The following is a 3,404-nucleotide window of genomic DNA, read 5'->3' on the forward strand; positions in this document are numbered from 1 at the left end:
CTCTCTATGCTGACGTCGAGACTTGTGATCAAGAGACAGGGTCGTTCGGGATGGTCGGGGTCGGCTGCGTCGGCTGGCTCGGCGTGATCGGGTCGGACATCGGCCGCTTCCTTCTCCTGTCGGGTTCGCGCCCGCCTCGGCGTGGCGCGTTGCAGGGAGAACGGCGGGGGCGGGCAAAGGATCCAGGCGGGCCGGCTTTCCCCAGGCCCGGGGCATGGCTGGCCCAGGATGCGGCGCGGCATGTGACTTCGGCCCCGATCTGCCCTACATCCGGGCACGATCCGTCTTCCGCGATCTGGTTTCTGGGATGGAACGCCTTGCCCGACAACGTGCCGCCGGTCCGCTTCGTCGCCAAGAACATGCGGCTCGACCTGCGCCTGATCGCGGAGATGATCCCGGAGGACGCCAGGGTCCTCGACATCGGCTGCGGCGACGGCGCGCTGCTCGACCACCTGACGCGCGAGAAGGGGGCCGATGCCCGCGGCATCGAGATCGATATGGCCGAGGTGGCGCGCGCGGTGGGGCAAGGCCTCGCCGTGATCCATGGCGATGCCGACAACGACCTCGCCTTCTATCCGGACCGGGCCTTCGACTACGTGGTGCTGTCCCGCACCTTCCAGGCGGTGGAGAAGCCGCGCGAGGTGCTGGCGCAGATGCTGCGCATCGGCAGCCGCGCCGTGGTCTCCTTTCCCAATTTCGGGCACTGGCTGTTGCGCTGGAAGCTGCTGGTCAAGGGCCGGATGCCGGATACCGAGACCTGGAACCGCCCCTGGTACGAGACGCCGAACATCCATCCCTGCACCATGCTGGACTTCATCGCCCTCTGCGAGATGGAGGGCTACATCGTCGAACAGTGGCTGGCGGTGGACGAACACGGGCTGCGCGCGCCCTGGCGGCGCAGCCTGCGCCTGGCCAACCTGTTCGGGGAACAGGCGCTCTTCGTGCTGCGCCGGGCGGACACGCCGGCCCGCTGACAGCGGCCCGGGAAGCGGCGATCCGCTCCACCACCGGTTGATCTTTCCTCCGCGCTCCGTTCCCCTTCGGCGGGGATGAGGGAAGGGATGCCATGACGACCACCGGGATCGCGGCCCGGCTGCGGCGGGGCCTGCTGCTCGCCTGCTGCCTGGGCCCTCTCGCCACGGCGCCGGCGGCGCGGGCCGAAGGCCTCGATGGCCGCATGGTCGTCGGCTACCAGGGCTGGTTCGCCTGCCCGGGGGAGGCGCCGGGTGGCGGCTGGTTCCACTGGTTCGCCCCCCATCGCGGCGGCGGGCTGGAGCCGACCTTCGACCTCTGGCCCGACGTTTCCGCCATGCCGGCCGAGGCGCTCTGCGACACGCCGCTGCGCGATGCCTCGGGAAAGCCGATGCGGGTCTATTCGGCACAGCGCGCCGCGACGCTGGAGACGCATTTCCGCTGGATGCGGCAGCACGGGCTGCACAGCATGCTGCTCGCCCGCTTCGCCAGCGCGCTGGGCACGCCGCTCCAGGCCATGGCCGACCGCACCCTGGACCTGGCGCTGGCGGCGGCCGCCTCGCAGGAAGGGCAGGTCTTCATCGTCTATGACCTCACCGGCTTTCCGCAGGACCGCTACCGCGAGGTGGTGGAGGACCTGCGCCGGATGCGGGCCGCCGGGCTGCTCGACCGGCCCGCCTGGCAGCATCATCGCGGACGGCCCGTGGTGAGCCTCTTCGGCCTGGGCACGGTGGGGATCGGCTTCGACGCGGCGCATGCGAAGGCCCTGCTGGACGGGCTGCGCGCCATCGGGCCGCTGACGGTGATGGGCGGCGTGGCGGCGGACTGGCGGACGCTGACCGGCGCCTCCCGGCGGGAGCCGGAATGGGCGGCGATCTACCGCAGCCTCGACATCATCAGCCCCTGGCCGATCGGTGCCTATGCGGACGAGGCCGGGGCGGATGCCTTCCTGCGCAGCCACGTCCTGCCCGACCTCGCGGAGACGCGGCGCCTGGGCATCGGCTACCTGCCCGTGGCCTGGCCGGGCTTCTCCGCCACCAACCTGAAGCGGCATGACGGGCGTTCCGGCCCGCTGAACCAGATCCCGCGCCGCTGCGGTGCCTTCTACTGGCAGCAGGCACGGAACCTGATCGGCGCGGGCGTGCGGATGATGCAGACGGCCAATCTCGACGAATTCGACGAGGGGACGGCCATTCTGCCCTATCTGCGGGACGTGCCGCGCCCCTCGGCGGTGGATGCGGGCGGTGCCTTCCTGTCGCGCGCTGCCGATGGCTGCGACCTGCCGCCGGATGGATATCTGCGGCTGGCGGGGCAGGTGGCGCGGGGGCTGCAGGCGGGCTCGCTGCCGCCGGCGCCCTGAGCGCGACTCGAAGGGGAGCGGACCGAAGACTGTTCCCCGGGACGCATGGAAACGGTAGCGGCGGCGCTTCGTGGCTGGCCGCCGGGGGAGAGGCTCTGCCTCTCCACCCGGACCCCCACTCCGCCGGGGACCGAAACCGGTCCCCGGACCCCGGGATTTCGTGGGCTCCGCGTGATGGCCGTCAGCCCGGCGTCCGACCCCTGGGAGCAGGTGGAAAGGCGGGGCTCCCGAAAAGAGGAAAGACACCATGTCCGCGCTGGTGGCACGGGCAGTCCGCCGGAGAGCCATGCTCTCCGGCGCGATCCGGCCACAGGGAGAGCCCACTCATCGGGTCCAGGGCCCGCAGGGTCCTGGCGGATAGGGGGTCCGGGGCGAAAGGCAGCGCCTTTCCCCCGGGGACAGGGCGACGCCGGACGCGGACCGCGAAGGCTGCCGCCAGTATCAGGCGGCGAGGCGGCGCTCAGTGGTCTCGCGGCGCAGCGCTTCCATCGCCTCGGCGAGATGCCCGGCCGCTTCGTCGGCGCCCATTTCGAGGCAGCGGCGCTCCAGCACCTCCAGCATGCGCAGCACGGTGTCGGGCTCGCGCTTCGCGTGGTCCGGCCAGAGGAGGGCGACGACGGGCATGTTCATGATCGAAAGAGCTCCAGGGCAAAGGCGGTCTGCGGCGCGGCGCTTAGCATCCGGGCCCGGCGCCCTGTCACGCTCTTCTCGCGTGGCTCGCCCCCGTTTCGCACACGCCCGTCCTGCGGGCTGGGAGCCGGGCTGCCGCATGCCGGGGTGGGGAGGGGCAAGGCCTTCCCCTCTGGCCGCCATCCTCGATTTCCGGCCCGGGTATCAAAACGAATGGCGATCCTTGGCTTTGCGTAACTTCGTTTCTTGCCTACGCTTGTTAAGACCGGCCGGAGCGACAAAGATCGCAAGGGTCCGTTCTGCCAGGAGGAGCGCCAGAGCATGGCACGCGTCGCACTTGTCACCGGTGGTCAGCGCGGCATCGGGGCAACCATCAGCGAGAGACTGAAGGACCATGGCCGCACGGTGGTGGCCTCCTATGCGGGCAACGAGGAGGCCGCGA

The 3,404-nt window shown here is 70.9% G+C and carries 3 protein-coding genes and 1 pseudogene; 3 read left to right on the top strand and 1 reads right to left on the bottom strand.

The annotated features are described in order from the left end of the window. Positions 1-359 precede the first annotated feature (359 nt). Together metW and ROTAS13_RS21405 are read left to right on the top strand one after the other, a co-directional pair. Positions 360-974: a methionine biosynthesis protein MetW gene (metW, locus tag ROTAS13_RS21400; protein WP_026033332.1), complete on the top strand. Its 615-nt coding sequence runs from the start codon at positions 360-362 to the stop codon at positions 972-974. A 92-nt stretch (positions 975-1,066) separates the two neighbouring features. Beyond that, positions 1,067-2,332, top strand: coding sequence for a glycoside hydrolase family 71/99-like protein (locus ROTAS13_RS21405; protein ID WP_075823347.1), 1,266 nt, complete (start codon positions 1,067-1,069; stop codon positions 2,330-2,332). Between the two features lie 441 nt (positions 2,333-2,773). Here the strand turns inward: ROTAS13_RS21405 and ROTAS13_RS21410 are convergent, their stop codons facing one another. Next, positions 2,774-2,962: a hypothetical protein gene (locus ROTAS13_RS21410; protein WP_019463475.1), complete on the bottom strand. Its 189-nt coding sequence runs from the start codon at positions 2,960-2,962 to the stop codon at positions 2,774-2,776. Positions 2,963-3,283: 321 nt separating this feature from the next. On the opposite strand from ROTAS13_RS21410, the pseudogene ROTAS13_RS28260 reads away from it, so the two are divergent. Beyond that, a pseudogene (locus ROTAS13_RS28260) lies at positions 3,284-3,404 on the top strand (beta-ketoacyl-ACP reductase); the annotation flags it as partial.

The organism is Roseomonas sp. TAS13, from assembly GCF_001950415.1.
GTDB classification, from domain to species: Bacteria; Pseudomonadota; Alphaproteobacteria; order Acetobacterales; family Acetobacteraceae; genus Roseomonas; species Roseomonas mucosa.

What these genes read in the sequence shown, in the direction of transcription:
- ROTAS13_RS21405 (WP_075823347.1), top strand. Translation starts at nt 1,067, where the DNA reads ATGACGACCACCGGGATCGCGGCCCGGCTGCGGCGGGGCCTGCTGCTC.
- ROTAS13_RS21410 (WP_019463475.1), bottom strand. Translation starts at nt 2,962, where the DNA reads ATGAACATGCCCGTCGTCGCCCTCCTCTGGCCGGACCACGCGAAGCGC.
- metW (WP_026033332.1), top strand. Translation starts at nt 360, where the DNA reads ATGCGGCTCGACCTGCGCCTGATCGCGGAGATGATCCCGGAGGACGCC.